This window comes from Rhodopseudomonas sp. BR0C11, assembly GCF_010820945.1.
GTDB classification, from domain to species: Bacteria; Pseudomonadota; Alphaproteobacteria; order Rhizobiales; family Xanthobacteraceae; genus Rhodopseudomonas; species Rhodopseudomonas palustris_H.
The window spans coordinates 1-5,995 of the sequence record NZ_QTKI01000308.1 but is presented as its reverse complement, the minus strand read 5'-3'; the positions used below and the strand labels follow the sequence as shown (position 1 = coordinate 5,995).

Here is a 5,995-nt window from a genome sequence, read left to right as displayed (position 1 = left end):
GCGGGCGTCGGTTGGGTTTAGGGGCCGGGTTCGGACGTGGCCGGGCGTTTCCCCTTGGATCGCAGCAGCGCTTCCTTGACGTAGTGCTGCTCGACGATGCTCACGGCGTTCTTCACCAGCTTGCGCAGCGAGGATCGCCCGAGCTGCTTGCTGATCGGACCGAGCGCCTGACGCAAGGCATCGTTGTCGTCGGCAGCGTCGAGCCGCCGCGCCACATTGCGCATCAGCACACCGATGTACTGATCCTCTTCGCCATCGACGGCCGAGACTTCGACTTCGGTCTCGGTGCCGAGCTCGCCGCGGATCGTGGTCTGGAACAGCCGCACGGTCTTGTAGCGCCGCAGCAGCGTCAGCAGGCGCGACAAATCGGCACCCGGGCGGCCCATCCAGCTGCCCAGCGATCGTCCGACCGCCGCGGGCTTGGAGCCGATCTGCACCAGATCGAGAAACGCCTGATTGACGTGACGGACGACGCCTTCCGAATCCAGCGCGACGAAACCATCGGGAATGCGGTCGATCAGTCCGCGCAGCACGGCGTCGTCGTCGACTTCGTCGATCGCAGGCGTCGTCGTTACCGGGGTGAAGTGCAGCAGGAAGACCTGACGTCGTTCCGACGACATCAGCGAGCCGCGCAGCATCCAGGCGCGGTCGTAGCGGCCGAGATGGACGAGGACGCTGAGCGCGGTGCCGCGCTGACGAACCTGGGCCAACATGTCGCGCACCGCATCGCGGTCGGCAGCGGCAACTTCGGCGAGGAAATCGCGACCGGCGAGGTCGTCATTGCCGCGCTCGCGGCTGATCGCATTGGCCGCCGCGCGGTTGGCTTCGACGATGCGCATGTCGCCGGCGGAGACGATCATCACCGCATCGGCGGCGGCATCGAACACCAGCCGGTAACGGGTCTCCAGTTCACGTAACCGCCAATAGTCGCGCTCCATCGCCTGCTGCGCCGCGATCAGGCGGGAATGCAGCTCGGTGACGGCCTGCATGTTCTTGCCGACCGCGATCATGCCGGTGCGATCGCCCAGCAGCATCGTGGTGAATTCGATCGGGATTTCAACGCCGCTCGGGAAAGGCTGATTGATCTGGCGGAAAGCCGAGATGCCGCTGCGGCGGGCGTCTTCCACCATGCGGCGAACCTTGTCGCCACCGTCGGTGCCGGCGATGTCGCTCCAGCGACGCCCCAGCCAACCGTCTACGCTTTCAGCCGCCATTGTCGGAGACAGAGTGGCTTCGCGAATCACACCCTCCATATCGAGCAGAAGGGTGATGTCGGCATGAACGGATTTTGACGCCATGAGCTCCGCTCGCACACAGCGGGGCGTCAATACGACGCATTGTCCAGAACACCGCCGTGCTCACAAGCACTTATGCAGGTTACGCCCCCTTGACAAGGGCCTGTTCGGGCCTTGGAACGGAAAATTAGCCGAATTGTCTAACCGGTAATATAATTTCGACAGATCAACGTCATCTAGCACAAACGCATCGAACGAACGGTGTCCAATTGTGTTAGAACGACTTTACAGAACCGATCAGAACGGGTTTGGATGCGACTGTTTGTCGTGGCCTACGAGGCCCGGGGTCGCTTGACGCCAAGACGGGTTCTTAAGGAGAGAGACGTGGTCAAAAAACTTCTCACAATTCTCAGCATCGCCGCTACCGCCGGATCTCTGTCGATCGGCACTGCCTCGGCTCAGGACGCCAAGGCGGGTGAGGCGGTGTTCAAGCAGTGCATGACCTGCCACCGCGCCGACAAGAACATGGTCGGTCCGGCTCTCGGCGGCGTCGTCGGCCGTAAGGCTGGTACCGCGGCTGGGTTCACCTATTCGCCGCTGAACCACAACTCGGGTGAGGCCGGCCTGGTCTGGACCCAGGAAAACATCTTCGCCTACCTGAACGATCCGAACGCGTTCCTGAAGAAGTTCCTGACCGATAAGGGTAAGGCTGACCAGGCGGTTGGCGTCACCAAGATGACCTTCAAGCTCGCCAACGAGCAGCAGCGTAAGGACGTGGTCGCCTACCTGGCCACCCCAAGTAAGTCGATCCGACCTACTGACGCTTGAGAATCACAAGGGCTTCGGTTCGCAAGAACCGAAGCCCTTCGTGTTTGGGAAACCCTCTGCCCGCGCGCCGGAAGCGTCCGCCGCGGCGCCCTGCCCGGCCTTCAGCGCCAGCGGCGCAGCACGTCGACCAGATGCGCACCGCCTGCAGCCATCAGGCACAGCGTCGGCACCATCCAGCCGGCGCCGGCGAGCACGGCACGCAGTGCCAGCAGCATCAGCGCGCCGGAGATCATGCCCGGCAGAAAGTCGGCCGGCGCAATGCCGCGCTTGCGCCACAGCCAATAGCCGATCACCGCGATCGCCTCGACGAGCAGGAAGATCAGCACCGCGTCGACCACGGTGCCGCTGGCGAACAGTTCGGACATCATCTGCATGGCAGCTCTCGATGCGACCGCATCGTCAGGGGCTCAGAACGGCGTGTTGAGCGCGACCACGGTCCAGTTGAGGTAGGCGGCGAACGTCACCCAGACCAGATAGGGCAGCAAATAGTAGCTCGCGGTGCGGGCGCTGCGCCAGAACACCACGACGCCGGCCAGCACCGACAGCCACAGCAGCGGCACTTCGAGCAGCGCCCAATCCGGCCGCCGCACCGTGAAGAACAGCATGCTCCACAGCACGTTGAAGAAGCCGTTGGCGGCGAACAGGCCGATCACCCAGTCGCGTTGCGCGCGGGTGCGGGCGCCGCGCCAGGCGTACACCGCCGACATCGCGGCGAGCGCGAAGATCACCGTCCAGGCCGGACCGAACGCCCAGTCCGGCGGCTGCCACCACGGTTTCACCAGGCTTTGGTACCAAGTCCCGGTGTCGGTCAGCGAGCCGCCGAGCAGACCAACGAAGATTGCGACGGCGGCCGCAACAAAGATCGGATTCACAAGCCACCGCCTGCAGGTATCAGACCGAAGCTAGCCCCGTCATGTGGGCCAGGTTCTTGAAGAAGATCCGGACGTGGGCGATCGGTTTCGCCCGCACCAGCTTTTTGTTCATGTAGGCGTCCCACGTCAACTTCTGCACGTCGCGATCGCGGCAGATGCTGACGAATTGTTCGCGGCGCTTGTCGTTGGCGTACCAATACCATTGCATCAGGCCGAGGATCCGGAACACCGAACCGTTGCCGCGCATGAAGCGCTTGCGGGCCAGCTTCAGCGCCTTGGCGTCGGCGGTCTGCAGGAATTCTTCGACCGCTTCGGCGGCGAGCCGGCCGCCGAGCAGCGCGTAGTAGATGCCCTCGCCCGACGCCGGCGCGACCACGCCTGCGGCATCGCCGGCGAGCAGCACGCTGTGGCCGTCGTCCCAGCGCGGCAGCGGATGCAGCGGGATCGGCGCGCCTTCCTTGCGGATGGTCTCGACCTCGTCGAGGCCGGTCTGCTTGCGCAGCTCCGCGACCGAATCGCGCAGCGAGAAGCCCTTGTGCATCGAGCCGGTGCCGACGCTGACCGTATTGCCGTGCGGGAACACCCAGCCGTAGAAGTCCGGCGAGACGTGGCCCTGATAGTACACGTCGCAGCGCCGGCTTTCATAAGCGGCCTTCTGCTCCGCGGTCGGCGCCTTGATGATCTCGTGATAGGCGAACACGAACGGCACGCGGTCGGCATCCTGCAGGAACTGCCGCGCCACGCCCGACACCGCGCCATCGGCGCCGATGATCGCGCGGCAGCGCACCGTCTGGTCGATCATCGCACCATCCGGTCCGCGCCCTTCGTAGTGCACCGTGTTGACGCCGGCCTCGTCGCGGCTGAACCGCTTGAACAGGCCGGTGCGCCGTTCGGCACCGACCGTCGCGGCGCGCTGGCGCAGCCACTCGTCGAAATGCTCGCGGTCGACCATGCCGACGAAGCCGCCGTCGATCGGCATGTCGACTTCGACATTGCTCGGCGACACCATCCGGGCGGCGTTGATCTTGGCGACCAGCATGCTGTCGGGAATCGCGAAGTCGCGGATCGCGCGCGGCGGGATCGCGCCGCCGCACGGCTTGATACGGCCGGCGCGGTCGAGCAGCACCACCCGCTTGCCGGCGCGCGCCAGATCGCACGCCGCAGTAGCGCCGGCAGGGCCGCCGCCGACGACAACGACATCGTAAATTGCGGAGCTATCACTCATTTCAACCTCCGGCGACTGCTGCATTGGTCAAATCAACGTCACGACGATTTTGCGCGCGATGCACCCACACAGCCATCGCCGCCGACACTACAAACAAACCAGCTTCCGCGGCGAACACCGCCGCATAGGACAGAGCGGGCGCCCCCAGGATCAGGCGCGCCAGATCGCTCGCCAGCGTGCCGATGAAGCCGCCGATGCCGAACGCGATCGCCTGCGCCGCGCCCCACAGCCCCATCCGCACGCCTTCGCGATGCTCGCCGCCGGCGCCGACCAATTCCATCATCGAGCCGATCGCTGCGACCGCATAAGCGCCGTTGGTGACGCCGAGCATGAACACGGTGCCGCGCAGCGGCCAGCTCGGACCGACGATCGCGGCCGACGACAGCCCGAGCAGCGCGATCGCCGATGCGATACAGCCGCCGATCGTCCAGATCTGCAGATTGCCGCGCGTCCTCGGAAACAGTGCGCCGATGATCGGCACCATCGCCATGCCGATCAGCGTGCCGCCATGCTGCACGCTCGACAGCTTAGTCGTCTCGCCCGGCGTGAAGCCGAACACCGCGCCGGCAAACGGCTCCAGGATCAGATCCTGCGCGCTGTAGGCCAGCATCGACACGAACACGAAGATCGCAAACCGCCGCGCCTGCGGCTCGTGCCAGACCTCGAGGAAAGCTTTGCGGAACGAGCCCTTCGGCGCCGCCGCGGGTGCCGCGACCGCAGCGCGGCCTTCGACGCCCCACACGCCCGCGAAGGTCAGCACCATCGCGATCAGCGACACGCCGCCCGACACCGCGATCAGGCGCTGCGGCGAGAACGGATCAAGCAGCTGGCCGGCGATCGCAGTGGTGACGATGAAGCCTGCGATCATCATCACCCAGACGATCGTGGCCGCCGCCGCGCGGCGTTTCTCGTCGGTGCGCTTGGCGAGCAGCACCAACAGCGACGTGCCGGCCGCGCCGACGCCGCCGCCGATCAGGCAGAACGCGACGATCGCCAGTGCCGTACCGAACAGCGGCTGCACCGTCATCCAGGCGGTGGCGACCGCGGCCATGAAGCCGCCGAGCGCCAGCACCGCCATGCCGCCGATGATCCACGGCGTGCGGCGCGAGCCGCGGTCGGAGCCATGGCCCCAGGCGGGGCGGAACACCTGCAGCGCGTAGTGAATCGCGACCAGCGCGCCGGGCAGCATCGCCGGCAGCGCCAGCTCCACCACCATCACCCGGTTCAGCGTCGAGGTGGTCAGCACGACGATCGCACCAAGGCCGGTCTGCACCAGCCCCATCCGAACAATGCCGAGCCAGGACAGCGGTCGCATCATGATCAAGCTGCTCCGAACGATGAAACGGCGACGGCGCTGGCCATCATGCCGGACACATACAGCGCGACGCCGAGGCCCGAGAACCAGGTGGCGCGTTCGACCGGCGAGCGCAGAAACCGCACCATCAAGGCGAGCTGAACGACGAGCACGAAGCCGACGATGCCGGCCTGGATCGGCCGATCCCACGACAGCAGCAGCGCCACCACGATCACCTGCGGGATCGCCATCACGGCGCAGAGCACCCGCGCGGCGTTGTCCACGCCGAGCTTCACCGGCAGCGAGCCGACGCCGGTCTTGATGTCGCCTTCGATCGACTTGAAGTCGTTGAGCGTCATGATGCCGTGCGCGCCGGCGCTATACAGCAGTGCCAGCGTCACGATCCACCACGGCGGCAGGCCGCCGAGCATCACCGCGGCGCCGGTGAACCACGCGAAGCCCTCATAGGTGATCGCGCAGGCACCGTTGCCGAGCCAGCCGTTCTGCTTCAGGCGGAACGGAGGCATCGAATACATCCAGG

7 protein-coding genes are annotated in these 5,995 nt (G+C 65.9%); 1 reads left to right on the top strand and 6 read right to left on the bottom strand.

From position 1 onward, the window contains the following. Positions 1 to 17 precede the first annotated feature (17 nt). The gene (gene ppsR, locus DYI24_RS19575) at positions 18 to 1,298 is read right to left on the bottom strand and encodes a transcriptional regulator PpsR (protein ID WP_246701310.1); all 1,281 of its coding nucleotides are present in this window, start codon (positions 1,296 to 1,298) and stop codon (positions 18 to 20) included. A gap of 321 nt (positions 1,299 to 1,619) precedes the next feature. On the opposite strand from ppsR, the gene DYI24_RS19570 reads away from it, so the two are divergent. Next, positions 1,620 to 2,063: a c-type cytochrome gene (locus tag DYI24_RS19570; protein ID WP_164573484.1), complete on the top strand. Its 444-nt coding sequence runs from the start codon at positions 1,620 to 1,622 to the stop codon at positions 2,061 to 2,063. Positions 2,064 to 2,164: 101 nt separating this feature from the next. Here the strand turns inward: DYI24_RS19570 and DYI24_RS19565 are convergent, their stop codons facing one another. The 5 genes from DYI24_RS19565 to DYI24_RS19545 all read right to left on the bottom strand — a co-directional run. Next, complete coding sequence (locus DYI24_RS19565; RefSeq protein WP_164573483.1) at positions 2,165 to 2,437, bottom strand: hypothetical protein; 273 nt, start codon at positions 2,435 to 2,437, stop codon at positions 2,165 to 2,167. A gap of 33 nt (positions 2,438 to 2,470) precedes the next feature. Beyond that, entirely contained in the window at positions 2,471 to 2,935 is a 465-nt protein-coding gene (locus tag DYI24_RS19560; RefSeq protein WP_011157094.1) for a TspO/MBR family protein, read from the bottom strand. Between the two features lie 19 nt (positions 2,936 to 2,954). Beyond that, the gene (locus tag DYI24_RS19555; protein WP_164573482.1) at positions 2,955 to 4,160 is read right to left on the bottom strand and encodes a geranylgeranyl diphosphate reductase; all 1,206 of its coding nucleotides are present in this window, start codon (positions 4,158 to 4,160) and stop codon (positions 2,955 to 2,957) included. Between the two features lies 1 nt (position 4,161). Further along, on the bottom strand, positions 4,162 to 5,478 hold the full coding sequence (locus DYI24_RS19550) for a BCD family MFS transporter (RefSeq protein ID WP_107343544.1): 1,317 nt from the start codon (positions 5,476 to 5,478) through the stop codon (positions 4,162 to 4,164). A gap of 2 nt (positions 5,479 to 5,480) precedes the next feature. Continuing rightward, a partial coding sequence (locus tag DYI24_RS19545) for a UbiA family prenyltransferase (RefSeq protein ID WP_164573481.1) occupies positions 5,481 to 5,995 on the bottom strand: 515 nt, incomplete at its 5' end.

What these genes read in the sequence shown, in the direction of transcription:
- DYI24_RS19550 (WP_107343544.1), bottom strand. Translation starts at nt 5,478, where the DNA reads ATGATGCGACCGCTGTCCTGGCTCGGCATTGTTCGGATGGGGCTGGTG.
- DYI24_RS19565 (WP_164573483.1), bottom strand. Translation starts at nt 2,437, where the DNA reads ATGCAGATGATGTCCGAACTGTTCGCCAGCGGCACCGTGGTCGACGCG.
- ppsR (WP_246701310.1), bottom strand. Translation starts at nt 1,298, where the DNA reads ATGGCGTCAAAATCCGTTCATGCCGACATCACCCTTCTGCTCGATATG.
- DYI24_RS19555 (WP_164573482.1), bottom strand. Translation starts at nt 4,160, where the DNA reads ATGAGTGATAGCTCCGCAATTTACGATGTCGTTGTCGTCGGCGGCGGC.